This is a genomic window from Streptomyces sp. NBC_01268, assembly GCF_036240795.1.
Classification (GTDB): domain Bacteria; phylum Actinomycetota; class Actinomycetes; order Streptomycetales; family Streptomycetaceae; genus Streptomyces.
Genome location: NZ_CP108454.1, coordinates 4,244,061 through 4,262,312, shown reverse-complemented (window position 1 = coordinate 4,262,312; position 18,252 = coordinate 4,244,061). Strand labels below are relative to the sequence as shown.

The window sequence follows — 18,252 nt, the reverse complement described above, 5'->3', positions numbered from 1 at the left end:
GCAGGGCGCGGAGATTACAGCCGGGCGCCGGAGCCGGAGTGGTCGATGACGTTCCCGCTGGAGCAGTTGTTCTGGTGGTTGCCCGACCAGTCGCTGAGGGCGGGAACGACCGCGAGCTCCTGGACACAGACGTCGGCGGCCGTGAAGTTCCAGTTGTTCGCGGCGTTCACGCCGCTGCCGAAGTCGCTGTCGTCGGCGTGGGCGGGCGCCGCGAGGGAGACCGCGGCGAGGGCGAGGGTGGCCGTGGCGGCCAGCTTCTTCATGTTCACGGCGAGGCCAACGATCATGAGCTCGACACGTCACTCGGGATGGTCCGCCCGGAGGTGCCGCCGCAGCAGGACGTTCGCGTCGGTCTCGGCGCTCCAGTCGAACCGGGCGCGGGCGGCCGCACGGGCCCGGTCGAGCGCGCCGCACGCGACGCAGTGCGGCACGGGGACGGGCGGGCGGCTCATCTCGTACGAGGCCGTCGCCCGCGCGTTGGCGGCGCGCACCCCGGCGCTCAGCCGCTCCTCCTGCGTGGCCGGCCGCACCCGCTCCGGGTCCGCCTGCCACTCCCGCCCGCCCCCGAGCGGCCGCAGCATGGCGTACGGCCCGGCCTGCCCCCGGTACTCGCCGACCTTCCTCGCCGCCGGGTCGTACAGGTACGCGCCGCACTCCTCGTGCCCTGCCATTCCGCACTCCTCGTCTCACGGTCACCCGATCGGGCGACTACTCTGCGTGCCCTCAGCGTTGCTCAATGGAAGAGGCGGCCACAACGCCTGCGGCGTGCCAAGGACTGCTGTCACGAGGGGGTTCGGAGTGACCAAGAGGCATATCGCGGGGCCCGAGCCGGCCGCCACGACGGCGGAGATGTTCGGCGAACTCCTCCGCCACTACCGCGAGTCAGCGGGCCTGACCCAGTCGGCCCTGGCCCGCCTCGTCCACTGCGACCGCTCACAGGTCGCCCGGGTGGAGGCGGCGAAACGGGTGCCGACGGACACGTTCGCGAGAGCGGGCGACGAGATCCTCGGCACGGGCGGGGTGTTACTGCGCCTGTGGGGCCGGATCGACTGGTACCCACAGGTCGAACACCCGGACTGGTTCGAGCGCCGGGCGGAGATGGACGCGGAGGCGACCCAGATCCGTGCGTATCAGATCCAGGTGGTACCGGGCCTCCTGCAGACTCCGGCCTACGCTTACGCGCTTTATGCGCAACGCCTCGAAGATGCCGAGGAAGTGGAAGACCGAGTCCGAGCCCGACTGAGCCGCCAGCAGCGCTTCCTCTCTCCTGGCGGACCTTCATACATCGCCGTGCTGGACGAGAGCTGCCTCCTCAACACGATGGGAGACACCGAGGTGATGCGAGAGCAGTGCGCCCATCTGCTGGATGTGGGTCGACTCCCCAACATCCGAGTCCAGGTAGCACCGTTCAGCCAGTCCGGGATCGACCGGCCGGACGCGTCGATGTCGCTGATCCTGCTGCCTGACGGACACCAATGGGTGTACTCGGAATCGCTCGACAGCGGCCACTTCAGCGATGATCCAGCCGTCTTCGCCCGACACAGCCAGACCTATGATGTGCTGAGAGCCGATTGCTTGTCGGGCCGCGAGTCCGCCGCTCTGATCAGCGACATGATGGAAAGGTACGGGCACCATGCAGAGGCGCGATCTGACCGTGGCGACCTGGATCAAGAGCAGCTACAGCGGAGCCAACGGCGGAGACTGCCTCGAAGTCGCCCCCGGATTCCCCGCCCTCGTCCCCGTACGTGACAGCAAGGCCCCTGAGGGCCCTGCTGTCGTCTTCGGGCGTTCCGCGTGGGACTCGTTCGTCCGCAGCGTCTGACCTTCACGCCGCCAGGGCCAGGACGGCGACCGCCGGGGCCATGTAGACGAGCGGGAAGACCGCGTGGGCGTACGCCTTGGCGCGGAGGACCGTGATCACGGCGCCGAGGAAGTACAGGACCAGGCCGATCGCGGCGGCGATCCCGATCGCGGGGATCGCGTAGCCGACGAGCAGACCCACCGCGCCGGCCGCCTTGGCGGCACCCAGCCAGTTCCACCAGGCGCGCGGAACGCCGTACTCGGCGAGCGGCTCGACGGTGAACTTCGCCTTGAAGAAGATCGAGGCGCCCGAGAACCCGGCCATGAAGGCGGCGACGGCGGTGACGACGATGGCGGTGGTGGACATCGGAGGCTCCTCGGAGGGGCTGTGGCGGGCGCTTCTCGCTCGCTCTGTCCCTCTGACACCGCGCCCGACGGACGTGTGACCGGACGACCGAAGTTTTTTCAGATTCAGCTTCGGATGCAGATGCAGGGCAGTCCCACCGTCCCCGTGCGGTCACTTGAACCCTCCGTCATTCCGAGGAGCCCCGATCCTCGCCCCTGCCCCGGGCCCCGTCCGGCCTGGGCCCGAACGTGTTCAGGAAGACCACCGGACCGCCGTCGTCGAAGCGCCCCTCCGTCTCCGGAGGCAACAGGGCCGCCATTGCCTTCGCCGTGTAGACGGGCTCCAGTTCCAGATCCGCCTCCGCGGCCGCCCATCGCAGTGCCCGCGCGCCCGGCTCGGTCGAGTGCGCGTACCCCGGGCCGAGCCACCCGCGCTCCGTGACGATGTCCTCGGCACCGAGCCGTACGGCCGGCACGTCGGCGCCCCGTGCCCGCAGCAGCCGCTCCGCCTTCCCCGCCAGTGCCGCGAGCCGGCCGCCGTCCAGGCGCAGCGTGTCGTTCACGACGACCGCCAGCACCCGGGTGCGCAGCCCGGCCAGCCGTAGTCCGAGGGCCAGCCCTGCGGCGGTACCACCGGAGCCGACCGGCGTCACGATCCAGGCGGGCTCCGGCAGCAGCCCTTCCGCCACCTGCTCGGCCAGCTCCAGCGCGCACTCGACGTACCCGAGCGTCCCGAGCGCCGAGGACCCGCCCGCCGGCAGGACGTACGGGAGGCGGAGGCCGCGGGTGTGACGGGCGAGCAGCCAGGGCAGCGAGAGGACGAGCCGGGCCTTGGTGTGCGGGAAGTGCAGCGTGGCGCCGGAGGCCCGCAGCCGGGCGAGCTGGGCCCGGACGTGGTCGTCGACCGGGTGGTCGATCAGCGCGAGGGCGACGTCGAGGCCCTGTTCGCGGGCGTAGAGCGCGGCCGCGAGGCCCCAGTTCGTGCCGAGGCCGCCGACGCTGAGGAGGGTCCGGGCGCCCCGGCGGCGGGCGTCCGGGAGGAGCCACTCCAGCTTGCGGACCTTGTTGCCGCCCCAGCCGCCGTCGCCGTACCCGCTCTCGTCCTTCACCCAGACCGGCGTGCGCGGGCCGAGGCGGGTGAGCGGGCGGACGGGGGTGGGGCCGGTGCCGAGCGGCAGGTACGGGAGGGCGTCGGCGAGGGCGGGCCAATGCCGGTGGATCAGCGGCGGACGGCTGGTCATGCGGGCCACCGTAGGGGCGGCGGGGGGTGCGGGGGGAGGGGTCGGAGGGCGGAGAAGCGTCGGGGAGGGGTCGGAGCGGCGTCGGGGACGGGGGCGGGTCACGCCGTCTGGCGGCGGACCATCTCGGCGATCCAGACGGGGGCGAAGGGGGACGTGCAGCCCGGGGAGGTCGGGTAGTCCTTCAGGACTTCGAGGCGCTCGCCGATGCCGATCGCGCGGACGCGGTACTCGGGGTGTTCGATCCCGATCTGGGCGAGGCAGTGGTTCATGGCCCACTGAAGGCGGTCAGGGGCGTCCTTCATGTCCGCCTCGATGACGTCGAGGAGAGCGGGGAGGTCGAGGCCGTCAGGCTTCTTGGCGACGCGCTCGGTGGTGAGAGCCCAGCCGGCGCTGGCGACGACGGGGTCCGGGTCGGCGGACCAGGCCACGCGGAGCTCCTCGGCGTACGGACTCTTCTTGACGACGTAGTTGACGAGCCAGTCGTGGACCTTGGGCGCGCGGGCCCGCCGCAGCATCGCGTCCAGCTCGTCCCGCTCGAACGCCTTGGGGCGGCAGATCAGGAGCGCGAGGAGCATCGCGGCCGTGTCGTCCGTGGCCCAGAGCCCGCGCGCGAGCTCCTGCTGCGTCTTGAGCCGCTTGGCGAGCGCACGCAGCTTGCCGAGGTTCACACCGTGATCGTCACCGTGCCGCTCGTTCACGGCACGCGCCTTCGGGTCCTCCAGCGCGGCCAGCTCGGCCAGGACGTGGGAAACGTCGGGCGCATCGGATGCGTCGGGTACGGACGTCTCGGGCATCGGTGTCCTCCTGGGCGCGCTGGTCTCTGGGTTCGTCGGGGTGGGGGCGCGGGCGGGCTTCTGGTGCGGCCGCCCTCTTTCCGAGAGTCGCACCTTCCACCACCGCGTCAAGGGCGCTCCCTACGGTCGCGTCGCTGCGCGATGACCTACGGCCACCCTTGACCCGGCGCTGGAAGGTGCGAAAAACCTCTCGGAGGGCGGCCGGGGGCGGGGCCACGCGGAGGGACGGGGGAGTGGTGCCTGTGGGTGCGCGGCCGTCGGCCGGTGGGTGGGGAGGCCGGGTATCGGCGGGCCTCGTTCCCTGTCCGTCGGCCGGGTGGGTGGGGGCTGGGTTCGTGGCCGGGGCCGGTGGGCGGACATCCGTCGCTTCTGGGTGCGCGGCAGTGGAATGGGGCGGCTGGGCTTGGCTCAGCGGACGCCGGCTCGCGATGGGTGGGCTTCAGGCCCGGCTGGTCACTCTGGGATGCAAAGTCTGCGATCCCCGGCCGGGATGGGGCAGGCGAGGACTCGTGTGACGGGAGAGGTGGTGGCCGGTCCCCTCCGTGCATGGTGTGGAGACTTTGCATGGCAGTCCACCCCGCTCGCCCCGCGCAGTCCCTTCTCCCCTCCTCGGTGGGACGGGAGGTGGCTGGTGTGACGGGAGAGGTGCCGGACGGCCCTCCCGACGCTCAGCGGGCCGACGTATCTCCGTGTCCTGGCCGCCCCGTCCATGCAAAACGTGCAACTCCGGCCCGCGATGGGACGGTCTGCGACTCGTGTGACGAGGGAGGTGCCGACCGGCCATCTCGGGCACGAAGTGAGCGGCGTTACTCGGCTGGGAACCCGGAGCTCTCGACACTCCCGGCAGTCTCAAGACTCTCGACGCTCTCGGCCGCCGGTTCTCCCCGGCGATCAACCCACCGGCGATGACCAGCGGGGCCTGAAGACCCGCCATCCGCCGACCGTCCGCCGCTGAGCCAAGCCCAGCCGCCCCATTCCACTGCCGCGCACCCCGAACCAAGGGAGTCGCCCCCACCGGCCCCGGCCACGAACCGAGCCCCCCACCCACCCGGCCGACGGACAGGGAACGAGGCCCGCCGATACCCGGCCTCCCCACCCACCGGCCCGGCGGCCGCGCACCCACCAGCACCACTCCCCGTCCCCCGCGTGGCCCCGCCCCCGGCCGCCCTCCGAGTGTGAAAGGGCCCCCGGGGCCGGGCCGTCAAGGGTGGAGCGCAGCGGAATCGCGAAGCGACGCGACCGCAGGGAGCGCCCTTGACGGCCCGGTCCCGGGGGCCACACTCGGAAAGAGGGCGGCCGCGCCAGAAGCCCACCAGGACTCCCACCACGACCGCCCTCTCCCCGAGCCCGAACCGAAACCGAACCGGAAACCGAACCGGAAGCCGGACCCGAACCGAACTCGAACCGAACCGGACCCGAACCGGACCCGACCGGCCCCGGCCCCGGCCCCGGCCCCGGCCCCGAATCCGACCGCGTCAGCCCAGCGCCAGCCAGGCGACGCCCGCCAGGACGGCGATCGCCACGATGACGCCGACGATCAGGCCGACGCGCGGGCCGGAGGAGTGGGTCGTGGTCTGGTACTGCTGCTGCCGCTGCCCCGGCTGGTTCTGCTGCTGGGGGGTGCCCTCGTCGACGAAGGCGCGGAACATCTGGGTGCTGCCGGCGGGGTCGTAGGAGCCCTCGGGGCCCTGGCCGCCCTGGCCGTACGGTGCTTGGGGGTTGTGTGCCATGGCCCGGACCCTAGCGAAACAGGGCTTCCCGGCCCAAGCCCCGCCCTCCTCCCGTACCGCCCCCGCCCCAGGACCCACACCTCCCCTCCCCTTCCAGGCCCCCTTTACCGATTCTTTAGCGCGCTTTGACCGATTTAGTTTGCCTGAAGCAACCATCGATCTCTATGGTTGCCCTAAGCAACAAGATGTTGGGGGAGCTCGATGGAGACGCTGAACCGGTACGAGGAGCTCGCCAGGGCGGTGAGCGCCATCGGTGCCGTCAAGCGTGGCGTCGCACGGGTCCTGCCCGCCCACTGCCAGGGCGGCGCGGCGGCCGTGCTCGCCCTCGTCAAGCACCACGGCGACATGCGGATGAGCCGGCTGGCCGAACTGATGGCCGTCGACATGTCCGTCTGCAGTCGGCACGTGGCGCACACCGTGGAGTACGGCTGGATCGAGCGGCTGCCCGACCCGGACGACAAGCGCTCCCGGATCCTGCGGCTCACCACCGAGGGTTACGCGATGCTCGGCGAGCTCGACCGCCGGGTCGCCGAGGCCTTCACCCGCCACCTCGCGGAGTGGTCCGACGACGACGTCGCACTGCTCACCACGATGCTTTCCCGGCTGCGCGACGCCTTCGGGGACTGCCGGTCCCACGCCTGACCGCCGACCGACCGACCCACCGTCCGGCCCCGACATCCGACCGCAGCGGACTTCACGTACGCCCACGTACACGTAAAGGAACCTCATGGCTACCACCGCACCTGCCACGGGTGTACGGGAAGGCCGGACCGACAACTCCGGTGCCCCGATGACGCACCGGCAGATCATGGAGGCGCTCTCCGGGCTGCTGCTCGGCATGTTCGTCGCCATCCTGTCCTCGACGATCGTCTCGAACGCCCTCCCCCAGATCATCACCGACCTCGGCGGCGGCCAGTCCGCCTACACCTGGGTGGTCACCGCCGCGCTCCTGTCGATGACGGCGACCACCCCGCTCTGGGGCAAGCTGGCGGACCTCTTCTCCAAGAAGCTGCTCGTCCAGATAGCCCTGGTCATCTACGTCACGGGCTCGATCGTCGCCGGCCTCTCGCAGAACACCGGCATGCTGATCGCCTGCCGCGTGGTCCAGGGCATCGGCGTCGGCGGTCTGACCGCCCTCTCCCAGATCATCCTGGCCGCCATGATCGCCCCGCGTGAGCGCGGCCGGTACAGCGGCTACCTCGGCGCGACCTTCGCCGTCGCCACCGTCGGCGGCCCGCTGCTCGGCGGCGTCATCACCGACACGGACTGGCTCGGCTGGCGCTGGTGCTTCTACGTCGGCGTGCCCTTCGCGCTGATCGCGCTGTTCGTGCTGCAGAAGACCCTGAAGCTGCCCGTCGTGAAGCGTCAGGTCAAGGTCGACTGGGCGGGTGCCTTCTTCATCAGCGCCGCCGTCTCCCTGCTCCTGGTCTGGGTCACCTTCGCGGGCGACAAGTACGACTGGATGTCCTGGCAGACGGCCGCCATGGTCGGCGGTTCGGTCCTCCTCGGCGCGGTGTTCCTCCTCGTGGAGTCCAAGGCCTCCGAGCCGATCATCCCGCTGCGCCTCTTCCGCAACCGCACGATCACGCTGGCCTCGCTGGCCTCGCTCTTCGTGGGTGTCGCGATGTTCGCCGGCACGGTCTTCTTCAGCCAGTACTTCCAGCTGGCCCGCAACGAGTCGCCGACGATGTCCGGCGTCCTCACCATCCCGATGATCAGCGGTCTGTTCGTCTCGTCGACGGTCTCCGGCATGATCATCACCAAGACCGGCCGCTGGAAGGCCTGGCTGGTCGCCGGCGGCGCCCTCGCCGCGGGCGGACTCGGTCTGCTCGGCACGATCCGCTACGACACGGAGTACTGGCACATCGCCCTCTTCATGGCGGTCCTCGGCCTCGGCCTCGGCATGATGATGCAGAACCTGGTCCTCTGCACGCAGAACCAGGTCGCCCCCTCCGACCTCGGCGCCGCCTCCTCCGTCGTCACCTTCTTCCGCTCCCTGGGCGGTGCGATCGGTGTCTCGGCGCTCGGCGCGGTCATGGCCCACCGGGTCACCGACTACGTCAAGGACGGTCTGGCCGAGCTCGGCCCGAAGGCCGCGGCGGCCATGGGCCAGGGCGGCGGTGGCGGCATCCCCGACATGGACAAGCTGCCCGCCCCGATCCGTACGGTCATGGAGAGCGCGTACGGCCACGGCGTCGGCGACGTCTTCCTCTACTCGGCGCCCTTCGCGCTGCTGGCCTTCATCGTGACCCTGTTCATCAAGGAGGTCGCGCTGAAGAGCAACACCGTCAAGGCGGAGGACGCCACGGCGGACGCCCAGTAGGAAAAGCTCCCGGCCGCGCTTCGAGCGGAGGCGCGGCGGGGTTCGGTACGGAGCGGCGGGCAGGGGACGGCCCGCCGCTCCGTCATTTCCGCTTGTTCCCGCTGTTCCCGCTGTTCGGGGTGCGGGCGTGCCCTCTGTTCCAGCTGTTCCTGCTGTTCCTGCTGTTCGGGGTGGGCGCGTGCCCGCTGTTCCCGCTTACTTCTCCTGCCCGCGGGCGACCATGACCTCGATGCCCGCGATCAGCACGTCCAGGGCGTAGTCGAAGTCGCGGTCCCACAGCGCGTCCATCGGGCGGTTGGCCCGCTCGTCGATGACGGGCCGCATGATCTTCAGGTCGTCGGCGAACCGCGGTTCGTCCACGAAGGCCTCGATCGCCTCCCGGTAGTACTCGTCCTGCGACATGCCCGTCTCGACGGCCCGCCGCTCGAAGTGCCCCTCGACCGTGCCGAATCCGTACACGAACTGGAAGACGGCCGAGGTGGCTCCCGGCTGCCCGTCCAGCGGCAGCCCGGTCGACTCGATCAGGTAGTAGATGCCCTTCGCGACGGCGACGGCCTGCGGCCCGACGTTGAGGTAGGTCCCCGAGATCGACGAGACCCACGGGTGGGCGACCAGCATCCGGCGGTAGTCGTTCGCCATCAGCCGGAGCCGTTCCTGCCAGCTCCCCGCCGCCTCGACGGCCGCCAGGTCGATCGCCTCGTGGACGGCGTCGAGCGCGAACTCGATGATGTCGTCCTTGGTGTCCACGTACCAGTACAGGGACATCGCGGTGACGTTCAGCTCGGTCGCCAGCCTGCGCATCGACAGCTTGGCGAGGCCGTCCTCGTCGAGCATCCGGATCGCGGTGCTCACGATCCGCTCCCGGTCGAGCCCGGCCGGGCCGCCGCCGCTGCGGGTGGCCCGGTTCTCCAGCCAGACGCTGGAACGCGCAGGGTTCTTGGCCCTGTCCGCCGCCTTGACCATCGCGTTCCTCCGTCCGATCACCTTTCCGTGCCCATGCTATGCAGCCACTTCGAGGTTCTCCGCGCCCTGCTCGCGCCGCTCCGCCCGTTCGGCCCGCTGGAGCAGGGCCGCGGCGAGCAGTCCGCCGGCGAAGACGGCGACCGCGCCGACCAGCTGGCTGGTCTGCAGGCCGGAGGCGAAGGCGTCGGAGATCTGCTGTCGCTGGGCGTCGCTGCCCGCCGCGGCCAGGGCGGCCGGGAGGGAGGTGGCGGTGACGGCGACGAGGGCGGCGAAGCGGGCGTTGAGGACGGCACCGAGGACGGCGACGCCGAGGCCGTTGCCGAACTCGGCGAGCGTGCCGTTGATCCCGGCGCCCACGCCCGCCTTCTCCGGCGGGATGGCGCTCATGAGCGCGTTGGCCATCGCCGGGGAGGAGACGGCGATGCCGGCGCCCATCAGGACCAGGCCGAGCAGCATGCCCCAGTAGCTGCCGTCCGTGCCGCCGCCGAGCAGCGAGATCGAGGTGAGACCGGCGGCGACCAGGGTCATGCCGAGGGCGACGGTGGGCGGGGTGCCCAGCTTCATGACGACCTTCGGGCCGATGCCGGTCAGGTTGAGTCCGACGATCGTCAGGGCGAGCGGCGCCATCCGCAGGCCCGCCTCGAGGGGTTCGTAACCGAGGACGAACTGCAGGTGCTGGGTGAGCAGGAAGAGCGAGCCGCCCATGCCGAAGACGACCAGGATCGAGCCGCCGACGGCGCCGACGAACTTCTGGTTGCGGAAGAAGTGCATGTCGAGCATCGGGTACGGGGTGTGCAGCTCCCACAGCGCGAAGGCGCCCAGGCCGAGCAGGCCGATCGCTGCCGGGACCAGCACCTCGCCGGAGATCCAGCCGTGCTCGGGGCCGCTGATGATGGCGTACACGACCGCGGTCATGCCGATGGTGGAGAGCAGTGCGCCGAGCAGGTCGGGGCGCTCGCCCTGGGGGTTCTTGGACTCGGGGACCAGCTTGACGACGGCGACCAGGGCGACGACGGCCACCGGGATGTTGATCAGGAAGATCATTCCCCACCAGAAGTGGTTCAGGATCACGCCGCCGATCAGCGGCCCGCCGGCGAAGCCGAGCGAGGCGACGGTGGACCAGAGCGCGATGGCCTTGACCCGCTCCGAGTCGTCGAAGATCTGCATGACGACGGCGAGGGTCGTGGTCATCAGGAGCGCGCCGCCGACGCCCATGCCCGCGCGGGCGGCGATCAACTGCGCGGTGGAGTCGGCGAGGCCCGCCGCGAGCGAGCCGAGGCCGAAGAGAGCGAGGCCGGCGGCGAGGAGCTTCTTGCGGCCGTAGCGGTCGGCGGCGTTGCCCGCGGTGAGCAGGAGGCCGGACTGGACCAGCGAATAGGCGTTGATCATCCACTGGATGTCGCTGGTGGTGGCGTGCAGCTCGGAGGTCAGCGAAGGGATGGCGACGCTGAGCACGGTGTTGTCGAGCAGCACGGTGAGCTGGGCGAGACAGATGACGCCGAGGATCAGCCAACGCTGTGGGTGGCCGCCCCCGGTCCCGTTCGGCGCCGTCATGGCAACTCCTTATACGGTGTACGAGGCAGGTTCTCGTACACCGTATAGGAGCTCTCGTACGCTGTATAGGGATTATTTCCGGGCGGCCTGCTTCGCGCTGGTCAGGTCGTAGAAGGGGGTGCCGTCCACGGTCGTCTTCTCGAAGGTGGACTCCACCCACGAGCTGATCTCGCTGCTGCCGCCACCGCCGGGGCCGCCGACCATGCCGCCGACGGACCCGACGAAGTAGTGGATCCTCCCCTCGGCCACGTACCGCTTGAACTGCGCGAGCGTCGGCGACGGGTCGCTGCCGTTGAAGCCGCCGATCGCCATCACCGGCTTCTCCGTCGCGAGCTGGTAGCTGGCCGCGTTCTGCGCGCCGACGGCGGCGGCGGCCCAGGTGTACGCGTCGGCGTCGGCGAGCAGCTTGGCACGGGCGGCGGCGCCGACCTTCGCCCCGTCGAGAAGGCCGCCGGGGGTGCCGCGACGGACGCTCTCGCCGGGTGCCGCGGGGGCCTGACCGGCGGCGGGAGGCTGACCTGCGCCCCCGGGGAACTGGCCGGCGCCCTGACCGCCCCGGCCGGCGCCTTGACCGCCCCGGCCGCCCTGGCCGCCCCGGCCGTCCTGGCCGCCCCGGCCGCCCTGCCCGCCTTGGCCGTCCTGCCCGTCCTGGCCGCCGCCCGGGAATTGCCCCATGCCCGGGCCGCCCGGCCCCTCCCCGAAGATCATCCGCGTGATCCCCGGACCGCCGCGCATCCCGCCCGCCGGGCCCGCCGTGACGATCGAGCCCTGGTGCCCGTCGGCCAGCGTGGCCAGCGTGTACGCGAAGGGGCCCGCGAGAGCGGCCGCGAGGCCGAGGCCCGCCGCCGTCAGGCCGATCCGGCGGGCCGCCCTGCCCAGCCGGGCCGCGACGAGCAGCCCGAGCGCCGCCGCGCAGCCCGCGACGAGCACCGCCCAGCGCAGCCACGGCAGCCAGTCCGGGTTCCGGCCGAGCAGCACCCACGCCCACACCGCCGTCACCGCGACCGAGGCGGCGAGGGCCGCCGAGGCGAGGAACCGCGTCCGCTCCTCCCACAGCACGGCGGCGCCCATGCCGATCAGGGCGGCGAGGTACGGGGCCACGGCCACCGTGTAGTACTCGTGGAAGATGCCGGCCATGAAGCTGAAGACACCCGTCGTCAGCAGCAGCGAACCGCCCCACACCAGGAACGCCGCACGCGCCGTGTCCGTGCGGGAGGCCCGCCAGGTCACCACGAGACCGGCGACGAGCAGCAGCAGCGCCGCCGGCAGCAGCCAGGAGATCTGGCCGCCGACCTGCTCGTTGAACATGCGCCCGAGGCCGGTCTCGCCCCAGCCGCCGCCACCGCCCCGGCCGCCGCGCCCCGGCAGCTCCAGCCCGGCCGGGAGCTCCATGCCCGTGCCACCGCCGCGCGCACCGCCGCCGCCCACGCTGCCGACCTCGTCGCCGTTGAGCCGGCCCAGGCCGTTGTAGCCGAAGGTCAGCTCCAGGAAGCTGTTGTTCTGCGAGCCGCCGACGTACGGGCGGGAGGACGCCGGCCACAGTTCGACCAGCGCCACCCACCAGCCCGCCGACACCAGCATCGCGAGCCCGCCGAGGCCGAGCCGCCCGAACCGGCGCCCGATCCCGCCCGGCGCGCACACCACGTACACGAGCGCGAGGACCGGCAGGATCAGGAAGGCCTGCAGGGTCTTGGTGAGAAACGCGAAGCCGAGGGCCACCCCCGCCCACACCAGCCACCGCGCCGCGCCCTTGTCGAGCTCCAGCGCGCGCAGCACGCAGTAGACGGCGACGGTCATCAGCAGCGCCAGCAGCGCGTCCGGGTTGTTGAAGCGGAACATCAGCGCGGCGACCGGGGTGAGCGCGAGGACCACGCCCGCGACGAGGCCCGCGCCCGCGCCGAAACGGCGCCGGACCGACGCGTACAGGACGCCGACGGTGGCGACCCCCATCAGCACCTCGGGCAGCAGGATCTGCCAGGAGCCGAGGCCGAAGAGGCGGACCGACAGGGCCATCGGCCACAGCGCGGCCGGCGGCTTGTCGACGGTGATGGCGTTGGCCGCGTCGAGCGAGCCGAAGAAGAAGGCCTTCCAGCTCTCGCTGCCGGCCTGCACGGCGGCGGAGTAGAAGGAGTTGGCGTAGCCACCGGCGCTCAGGTTCCACAGGTAGAGCGCCGCGGTGACGAGGAGCAGTCCGAGGAAGGCGGGCCGCACCCAGGGGGCGTCATCGGGCCGCCCGCGCCACAGACGGCCGGGTCGGGTCAGGGAGTTCATCGAGAGGTCCTTGTGACGGTGGCGCGCTCCGGGAAGACCCAGAGCCGGAAGAGGAGGAAGCGGACGACGGTCGCGGCGAGGTTGGCGACGATCAGCACGGCGAGTTCGGTCGAGTGCGCCGGATCGCCCGTCGCGGCGCCGAGCGCGGCGAGGGAGCCACTGGTCAGGGCGAGGCCGATGCCGAAGACGACGAGCCCCTGCGCCTGGTGGCGGGCGGCCCGTTCCCGGCCCCGTACGCCGAAGGTGAGCCGCCGGTTGGCGGCCGTGTTGGCGACGGCGGAGACGAGGAGGGCGCCGGCGTTGGCGAGTTGGGGCCCGACACCGAGGCGGAAGAGGGAGTAGAGGGCCACGTAGAAGAGGGTCGACAGGGCCCCGACCACGCAGAAGCCGACCAGTTGGCGGGCCAGGCCACCCGGCACGCCGGACAGGTCGCGGTCGCGCGGGTCGTCGCCGAAGGGCCGGGCCAGCCGGTCCAGCGGCAGCGAACCGGTCGCGAGCGCCCGCCCCACCCGCCACACGCCCCGCAGGTCGTCGGTGGCGGTCCGCACGATGTGCACGGTCGAGTCGGGGTCGTCGACCCAGTCGACCGGCACCTCGTGGATGCGCAGCCCGGCCCGCTCGGCGAGCACCAGCATCTCCGTGTCGAAGAACCAGCCGGTGTCCTCGACCATCGGCAGCAGGCGCTCGGCGACCTCGCGCCGGATCGCCTTGAAGCCGCACTGCGCGTCGGAGAAGCGGGCGGCGAGCGAGCCGCGCAGGATCAGGTTGTAGGCGCGGGAGATGAACTCCCGCTTCGGGCCGCGCACCACGCGCGAGGAGCGCGCGAGCCGCGAGCCGATCGCGAGGTCGGAGTGGCCGGAGATGAGCGGCGCGACGAGCGGCAGCAGCGCGTTGAGGTCGGTGGACAGGTCCACGTCCATGTACGCGAGGACCGGCGCCTCGGACGCCGACCACACGGTCCGCAGCGCCCGCCCGCGCCCCTTCTGCTCCAGCCGTACGGAACGTACGCCGGACAGCCGGGCGGCCAGCGCACGCGCCACGTCCGGGGTGGAGTCGGTGGAGGCGTTGTCGGCGACGGTGACGCGGAAGTCGTACGGGAAGGTGCGGGAAAGGTGTTCGTGGAGCCGCAGGACGCAGGGCTCCAGGTCCTTCTCCTCGTTGAACACGGGGATCACCACGTCGAGGACGGGCCGGCCGGCCGCGCCGACGGGGAGGTGCTCCCGGGCGGGAAGGGTTTCGGCGGTCGGTGACATCTGCATGTCCCGACCCTCGCCAGGGCCGCTGTCACGGCGGTGTGCTGAGCCTGTGCTGTGGCTGTGAGTCGGGGGCGAGGGCCCGGGGGGAGGCGGGGCCTCCCCCCGACTCAGAGCTGCTTCGGCAGCCTGATCGTGAACAGGGTGCGGCCCGGTGCGCTGTCGACGCCCACCTCGCCGCCGTGGGCGAGGGTGACCGCCCGGACGATGGCGAGGCCGAGCCCGGTGCTGCCGGCGTGCCGGGAGCGGGAGGCGTCCCCGCGGGCGAACCGTTCGAAGACGGACGGCACCAACTCCGGCGCGATGCCCGGCCCGTCGTCCTCGACCTCGACGACGACGTGGGTGGGGCCGGTCCGCAGGCGCCCGGTGACGGTGGTGCCGGGCGGGGTGTGCGTACGGGCGTTGGCGAGGAGGTTGACGAGGACCTGGTGGAGCCGGGCGCCGTCGGCCGGGATCTTCACCGCCGCGCCCCCGTCGGGGAGTTCGAGGCGCCAGTGGTGCCCGGGTCCGGCGGCGCGGGCGTCGGAGACGGCGTCCACGACCAGCCGGGCGAGATCGGTGCTCTCGTACGAGAGCGGGCGTCCGGTGTCGAGCCGGGCGAGCAGCAGCAGGTCCTCGACCAGGCCCGTCATCCGGGTCGCCTCGGACTCGATGCGCCCGAGCGCGTGCCGGGTGTCGGGCCCGCACTCCTCGTGCCCGCGCCGGGTCAGCTCCGCGTAGCCGCGGATCGAGGCCAGCGGGGTGCGCAGCTCGTGGCTGGCGTCGGCGACGAACTGGCGTACCCGGGTCTCGCTCTGCTGGCGCGCGTCGAGCGCCGAGTGGACGTGGTCGAGCATCCGGTTGATGGCCGCGCCGACCTGCCCGACCTCGGTCCGGGGGTCGGCCTGCGCCTCCGGCACCCGGTGGTCGAGCGCCACCTCGCCGCTGTGCAGGGGCAGCCGGGAGACCTGGGCGGCGGTCGCGGCGACCCGGCGCAGCGGCCGCAGGGCGATCCGTACGAGCACGGTCCCGGCGAGCGAGGCGGCGACGAGCCCGGCGCCGGTGACGCTCAGCTCGACGACGACGAGGGTGGAGAGGGCGTCCTGGACCTCGGACAGCGGGATGCCGATGAGGTAGTCGCCGTTCTTGCCGGTGGCGTACTGCACCCGGTAGTCGCCGAGGCCGCCGGGCAGCGCCACGGTGTGCGGGCCGCCGTCGCGGGGGACGGCGGAGAGGGCGGCGGACTGGGCGGTGCTCAGCTCGTCCATCCGGTACCGCTGCCCGTACGTCCCGTCCTCGGGCGGCACGGAGACGCTCGCCGAGGTCAGCTCGCCTTCCACGACCCGCGCACCGACCGTCCCGAGCGGCGCGCCGGGCCCGATGACGAAGCCGAGGGGCACCTCGAAGCCGTCGCCCGGCGTGGGCCCGGGGGCGGAGTGCGGCGGGCCGGCCGCCCGGTTGGCGACCTCCTGGAGGCGGGTGTCCGCCTGGTCGTACAGGTACGACCGGAACGCGATCGTCGTCACCGTGCCGATGACCGCGCACACGACGGCGATCAGCGCGACGGCGGAGACGACCAGCCGGGTCCGCAGCGACCAGGGTGCCCGGGGCGCACGGGGCGTCCGGGGCGCACGGGGTGCCCAGGGCGTCCGGGATGCATGGGGTGCCCGGGATGCATGGGGTGCCCGGGATGCATGGGGTGCCCGCGGCGTCCGGGAGCGGATGCGCATGCCGGGCTACTCCGCCGGCTTGATGAGGTAACCGGCCCCCCGCCGGGTGTGGATCATCGGGCTGCGTCCGGCGTCCAGCTTGCGCCGCAGGTACGAGATGTAGAGCTCGACGACGTTGGCCTGGCCGCCGAAGTCGTACGACCAGACGCGGTCCAGGATCTGCGCCTTGCTGAGCACCCGGCGCGGGTTGCGCATGAGGTAGCGCAGCAGCTCGAACTCGGTCGCGGTGAGGTGGATCGAGTCGCCGCCCCTGGTGACCTCGTGGCTGTCCTCGTCGAGGGTGAGATCGCCGACGGTGAGCAGCGACTCGCTGCGCGCCTGCGCGGCCCCGGAGCGGCGGATCAGCCCGCGCAGCCGGGCGACGACCTCCTCCAGGCTGAACGGCTTGGTGACGTAGTCGTCGCCGCCCGCGGTGAGCCCGGCGATCCGGTCCTCGACCGTGTCCTTCGCGGTGAGGAACAGCACCGGCACCTCGGGCAGCTCGCGCCGCAGCCGCCCGAGGACGGCGAGCCCGTCCATGTCGGGCAGCATCATGTCGAGCACGACCACGTCGGGCCGGAACTCCCGCGCGGTGCGCAGCGCCCCGGCCCCGTCGCCCGCGCTGTGCACCTGCCAGCCCTCGTAGCGCAGGGCCATCGAGAGCAGCTCGGCGAGCGAGGCCTCGTCGTCGACGACGAGGACGCGGACGGCGGTGCCGTCGAGCCGGAGCAGATCGGTACGCGAGCGGGGAGTGGTCGCAGTCATGGCACCACGGTGTCCGCCGCTGCTGAGACCGTTCTTTCCCTTCCCTGTGAATCTCCTGAGAATGCCCGGAACGCGGTCTGGGGCGGTCTGAGCGGGCTCTGAGCGGGCTCTGAGCGGGCTCTGGGCGGGCTCTGGGTGGGCTCTGGGTGGGCTCTGAGCGCGGCTTGGGGCTAGGGAGCCGGCGGCTGCGGCAGTCCGAAGAGCCGGGCCGCGTTGTCGTGGCAGACCGCCCGCAGCCAGTCGTCGCCGAGCCCGAGGCGTTCGAGGGCGTGGAGCTGGTGGACGTACGGGTAGGGGATGTTCGGGAAGTCGGTGCCGAGGAGGATCCGGTCGCCGAGGTCCTGGAGCCGCTTGAGCTCCGCCCCGGGGAAGGGCGCGAGGCGTTCGCTGAAGTCGGTGAAGGCCATGGTGGTGTCGAGGTGGACGCCCTCGTACCGCTCGGCGAGGTCGAGGAAGTCCCCGTACTCGGGCATGCCCATGTGGGCGACGATCAGCCGCAGCCGCGGGTGGCGGGCGAGCAGCCTCCCGACCGGCCCGGGCCCGGTGAACGCGCCGGGCGCGGGCCCGGAGCCGCAGTGCACGACGACGGGCGTCCCGGCGTCCTCGACCAGGCTCCACACCTCGTCGAGCAGCGCGTCGTTCGGATCGAAGCCGCCGACCTGGACGTGCACCTTGAGGACCCGGGCGCCGCGGCCGAGCGCGTGGCTCAGGTAGGCGGGGGCGCCGGGCTCGGGGAAGAAGGTGGCGGTGTGCAGGCAGTCGGGGGTGCGCCGGGCGAAGGCCTCCGCCCAGTCGTTGAGCCAGGCGGCCATGCCGGCCTTGTGCGGGTAGAGCATCGAGGTGAAGGCGCGCACCCCGAACTCGCGCAGCAGCGCGACCCGGCGGTCCTCCTCCTCGCGGTAGGTGATGGGCCACTCCACGCCGGTGAGGGGCCCGGCGGAGTCGAAGTAGGCCCACACCTTGTCGAGGACGTTGCGCGGCATGAAGTGGGTGTGGACGTCGACGAGCCCCGGCAGCCCGAGCCGTGCCGCCCACGCCCGGACCTCGCCGCCCTCGTCGCCGCGGGGGGCGGCGTCGTCGTGGGGGGCGGCGCTACCGCGGGGGGCGGCGTTACCGCCGGGGCCGTCAGTCGCGGTCAAAGCCGTACGTCCTCTCCACCTTGCCGATGTGGACCCGGTAGCTGTCGTACCACTCCTCCCGCCCGCGCTGCTTCGCCTCCATGTGCTCGGGGTGGTGCTGCCAGGCGGCGAGTCCCTCCAGGTCGCGGAAGTAGGCGACGGTGATGCCGATCCCGCCGGGCGTCCGGGCGGACTCGTAGCCGAGGTAGCCCGGCATGTCCTGGACCAGGGCCTGCAGGGCGGCGGCGGTCTCGGCGTAGCCCTCGGGGGCGTCGGGCCGGACGGAGGTGAAGACAGCGGTGTAGTAAGGCGGTTCGAAACCGCCGACAGGGCGAGGAGTCATGTGATCACCCTGGTCCGGGCCGGGTGGACGTGTCCATGGCCGTCGCCGGAAGGGATCCAAGACT

General features: G+C 72.2%; 17 protein-coding genes and 1 pseudogene. 4 read left to right on the top strand and 14 right to left on the bottom strand.

The window, feature by feature from the left end; genetic code table 11:
* Window positions 1-14: 14 nt before the first annotated feature.
* On the bottom strand, window positions 15-263 hold the full coding sequence (locus tag OG309_RS18965) for a hypothetical protein (protein ID WP_329428431.1): 249 nt from the start codon (window positions 261-263) through the stop codon (window positions 15-17).
* 36 nt (window positions 264-299) lie between these two features.
* A complete protein-coding gene (locus tag OG309_RS18960; RefSeq protein WP_329422426.1) occupies window positions 300-671 on the bottom strand; it encodes a hypothetical protein in 372 nt (123 codons plus the stop codon).
* A gap of 178 nt (window positions 672-849) precedes the next feature.
* On the opposite strand from OG309_RS18960, the gene OG309_RS18955 reads away from it, so the two are divergent.
* Window positions 850-1,749, top strand: coding sequence for a helix-turn-helix domain-containing protein (locus tag OG309_RS18955; protein ID WP_329428430.1), 900 nt, complete (start codon window positions 850-852; stop codon window positions 1,747-1,749).
* Window positions 1,718-1,822, top strand: a pseudogene (locus OG309_RS18950) (DUF397 domain-containing protein); the annotation flags it as partial. The gene OG309_RS18955 and the pseudogene OG309_RS18950, both read left to right, overlap by 32 nt.
* A 3-nt stretch (window positions 1,823-1,825) precedes the next feature.
* Here OG309_RS18950 and OG309_RS18945 read toward each other — a convergent pair.
* The 4 genes from OG309_RS18945 to OG309_RS18930 all read right to left on the bottom strand — a co-directional run bounded on the left by OG309_RS18945 (window position 1,826) and on the right by OG309_RS18930 (window position 5,910).
* Window positions 1,826-2,167, bottom strand: a complete 342-nt coding sequence (locus OG309_RS18945; RefSeq protein WP_329422424.1) for a DoxX family protein — start codon at window positions 2,165-2,167, stop codon at window positions 1,826-1,828.
* A gap of 166 nt (window positions 2,168-2,333) precedes the next feature.
* Entirely contained in the window at window positions 2,334-3,386 is a 1,053-nt protein-coding gene (locus tag OG309_RS18940; protein WP_329422423.1) for a 1-aminocyclopropane-1-carboxylate deaminase/D-cysteine desulfhydrase, read from the bottom strand.
* A gap of 98 nt (window positions 3,387-3,484) precedes the next feature.
* Complete coding sequence (locus OG309_RS18935) at window positions 3,485-4,180, bottom strand: DNA alkylation repair protein (protein ID WP_329422421.1); 696 nt, start codon at window positions 4,178-4,180, stop codon at window positions 3,485-3,487.
* 1,475 nt (window positions 4,181-5,655) lie between these two features.
* A complete protein-coding gene (locus OG309_RS18930; RefSeq protein ID WP_329422419.1) occupies window positions 5,656-5,910 on the bottom strand; it encodes a hypothetical protein in 255 nt (84 codons plus the stop codon).
* A 201-nt stretch (window positions 5,911-6,111) separates the two neighbouring features.
* On the opposite strand from OG309_RS18930, the gene OG309_RS18925 reads away from it, so the two are divergent.
* Both OG309_RS18925 and OG309_RS18920 read left to right on the top strand, forming a co-directional pair.
* A complete protein-coding gene (locus tag OG309_RS18925) occupies window positions 6,112-6,552 on the top strand; it encodes a MarR family winged helix-turn-helix transcriptional regulator (RefSeq protein WP_329422418.1) in 441 nt (146 codons plus the stop codon).
* Between the two features lie 85 nt (window positions 6,553-6,637).
* Window positions 6,638-8,233 (top strand): MDR family MFS transporter, encoded by a 1,596-nt coding sequence (locus tag OG309_RS18920; RefSeq protein WP_329422417.1) that lies wholly within the window; start codon window positions 6,638-6,640, stop codon window positions 8,231-8,233.
* 195 nt (window positions 8,234-8,428) lie between these two features.
* On the opposite strand, the gene OG309_RS18915 is transcribed toward OG309_RS18920, so the two are convergent.
* From OG309_RS18915 to OG309_RS18880, 8 genes are all read right to left on the bottom strand, one after another.
* Window positions 8,429-9,196, bottom strand: a complete 768-nt coding sequence (locus OG309_RS18915) for a TetR/AcrR family transcriptional regulator (protein ID WP_366367712.1) — start codon at window positions 9,194-9,196, stop codon at window positions 8,429-8,431.
* Between the two features lie 36 nt (window positions 9,197-9,232).
* Window positions 9,233-10,750 carry an MFS transporter gene (locus OG309_RS18910; RefSeq protein ID WP_329422414.1) on the bottom strand — a complete coding sequence of 506 codons (1,518 nt, stop codon included), beginning with the start codon at window positions 10,748-10,750 and terminating at the stop codon, window positions 9,233-9,235.
* Window positions 10,751-10,822: 72 nt separating this feature from the next.
* Window positions 10,823-13,021: an ArnT family glycosyltransferase gene (locus OG309_RS18905; protein ID WP_329422413.1), complete on the bottom strand. Its 2,199-nt coding sequence runs from the start codon at window positions 13,019-13,021 to the stop codon at window positions 10,823-10,825.
* Window positions 13,018-14,280 carry a bifunctional glycosyltransferase family 2/GtrA family protein gene (locus OG309_RS18900; protein ID WP_329422411.1) on the bottom strand — a complete coding sequence of 421 codons (1,263 nt, stop codon included), beginning with the start codon at window positions 14,278-14,280 and terminating at the stop codon, window positions 13,018-13,020. The genes OG309_RS18905 and OG309_RS18900 overlap by 4 nt, the downstream gene beginning before the upstream one ends.
* A 104-nt stretch (window positions 14,281-14,384) precedes the next feature.
* On the bottom strand, window positions 14,385-15,983 hold the full coding sequence (locus OG309_RS18895; RefSeq protein WP_443067583.1) for a sensor histidine kinase: 1,599 nt from the start codon (window positions 15,981-15,983) through the stop codon (window positions 14,385-14,387).
* Window positions 15,984-15,989: 6 nt separating this feature from the next.
* Window positions 15,990-16,727 carry a response regulator transcription factor gene (locus OG309_RS18890; protein ID WP_329422409.1) on the bottom strand — a complete coding sequence of 246 codons (738 nt, stop codon included), beginning with the start codon at window positions 16,725-16,727 and terminating at the stop codon, window positions 15,990-15,992.
* Window positions 16,728-16,897: 170 nt separating this feature from the next.
* Window positions 16,898-17,866, bottom strand: coding sequence for an amidohydrolase family protein (locus OG309_RS18885; RefSeq protein ID WP_443067582.1), 969 nt, complete (start codon window positions 17,864-17,866; stop codon window positions 16,898-16,900).
* Window positions 17,853-18,188 carry an antibiotic biosynthesis monooxygenase family protein gene (locus OG309_RS18880; RefSeq protein ID WP_329422408.1) on the bottom strand — a complete coding sequence of 112 codons (336 nt, stop codon included), beginning with the start codon at window positions 18,186-18,188 and terminating at the stop codon, window positions 17,853-17,855. Before OG309_RS18880 ends, OG309_RS18885 begins: the two co-directional genes overlap by 14 nt.
* Between the last annotated feature and the right edge of the window lie 64 nt (window positions 18,189-18,252).

Excerpts from the sequence above, each read along its gene's own strand:
- OG309_RS18965 (WP_329428431.1), bottom strand. The coding sequence starts at position 263 with ATGAAGAAGCTGGCCGCCACGGCCACCCTCGCCCTCGCCGCGGTCTCC.
- OG309_RS18960 (WP_329422426.1), bottom strand. The coding sequence starts at position 671 with ATGGCAGGGCACGAGGAGTGCGGCGCGTACCTGTACGACCCGGCGGCG.
- OG309_RS18955 (WP_329428430.1), top strand. The coding sequence starts at position 850 with ATGTTCGGCGAACTCCTCCGCCACTACCGCGAGTCAGCGGGCCTGACC.
- OG309_RS18945 (WP_329422424.1), bottom strand. The coding sequence starts at position 2,167 with ATGTCCACCACCGCCATCGTCGTCACCGCCGTCGCCGCCTTCATGGCC.
- OG309_RS18940 (WP_329422423.1), bottom strand. The coding sequence starts at position 3,386 with ATGACCAGCCGTCCGCCGCTGATCCACCGGCATTGGCCCGCCCTCGCC.
- OG309_RS18935 (WP_329422421.1), bottom strand. The coding sequence starts at position 4,180 with ATGCCCGAGACGTCCGTACCCGACGCATCCGATGCGCCCGACGTTTCC.
- OG309_RS18930 (WP_329422419.1), bottom strand. The coding sequence starts at position 5,910 with ATGGCACACAACCCCCAAGCACCGTACGGCCAGGGCGGCCAGGGCCCC.
- OG309_RS18925 (WP_329422418.1), top strand. The coding sequence starts at position 6,112 with ATGGAGACGCTGAACCGGTACGAGGAGCTCGCCAGGGCGGTGAGCGCC.
- OG309_RS18920 (WP_329422417.1), top strand. The coding sequence starts at position 6,638 with ATGGCTACCACCGCACCTGCCACGGGTGTACGGGAAGGCCGGACCGAC.
- OG309_RS18915 (WP_366367712.1), bottom strand. The coding sequence starts at position 9,196 with ATGGTCAAGGCGGCGGACAGGGCCAAGAACCCTGCGCGTTCCAGCGTC.
- OG309_RS18910 (WP_329422414.1), bottom strand. The coding sequence starts at position 10,750 with ATGACGGCGCCGAACGGGACCGGGGGCGGCCACCCACAGCGTTGGCTG.
- OG309_RS18905 (WP_329422413.1), bottom strand. The coding sequence starts at position 13,021 with ATGAACTCCCTGACCCGACCCGGCCGTCTGTGGCGCGGGCGGCCCGAT.
- OG309_RS18900 (WP_329422411.1), bottom strand. The coding sequence starts at position 14,280 with ATGCAGATGTCACCGACCGCCGAAACCCTTCCCGCCCGGGAGCACCTC.
- OG309_RS18895 (WP_443067583.1), bottom strand. The coding sequence starts at position 15,983 with ATGCGCATCCGCTCCCGGACGCCGCGGGCACCCCATGCATCCCGGGCA.
- OG309_RS18890 (WP_329422409.1), bottom strand. The coding sequence starts at position 16,727 with ATGACTGCGACCACTCCCCGCTCGCGTACCGATCTGCTCCGGCTCGAC.
- OG309_RS18880 (WP_329422408.1), bottom strand. The coding sequence starts at position 18,188 with ATGACTCCTCGCCCTGTCGGCGGTTTCGAACCGCCTTACTACACCGCT.